Genomic DNA, 520 nt, shown 5'->3' with positions numbered 1-520 from the left:
GGTGGCGGCGTCGGGTGTGCCCAGGTTGCACAGCAGGACGGCGGTTCGGTCGGCTTGGCCGTGGGTGTAGGCCGGTTCGGGTTGGAAAGGCATGCCGCATTGTCGTGCAATGCCTCGCGCGAGAAAGGCTGGCGGCGGATGCGCTGGCGCCGGCATCGGCCTACAGTGCAGGTCTTTGCGACGGAGGTTCACATGCTCGCCTATTCGATACTGCGGCCCCAAGGCATTCTGGTGCTCAAGCCCGGCGCGCCCCTGAGCAAGGAAGATTTCAGCGGCCTGAGCGCCATGGTCGACGCCTACCTGGCCAGCCACGCCAGGCTGCGCGGCGTGCTGGTCCATGCCAAGGGCTTTCCCGGCTGGGAGAACTTCGGCGGCTTCACCGCGCACATGCACTTCGCGCGCGAGCACCACAAGGAGGTCGCGCGCATCGCCATCGCGACGGACAGCGTGCTCGCCGGCATGGCCGAGCTGCTGGGCAAGCATTTCACGTCGGCCGAGGTGCGGCACTTCCCTTTTGCCG

Annotated in this window: 1 protein-coding gene; it reads left to right on the top strand. The window is 67.3% G+C overall.

The window, feature by feature from the left end:
- Window positions 1-192: 192 nt before the first annotated feature.
- Window positions 193-520, top strand: a 328-nt coding sequence (locus QZH66_RS18330; RefSeq protein ID WP_305807220.1) for an STAS/SEC14 domain-containing protein, incomplete at its 3' end; no start/stop codon positions are given.

The sequence above is a fragment of the Stenotrophomonas sp. YIM B06876 genome (assembly GCF_030711595.1).
Classification (GTDB): domain Bacteria; phylum Pseudomonadota; class Gammaproteobacteria; order Xanthomonadales; family Xanthomonadaceae; genus Stenotrophomonas.
The sequence above is the reverse complement of the archived record's forward strand: the minus strand, read 5'-3'. Positions and strand labels throughout refer to the sequence as shown.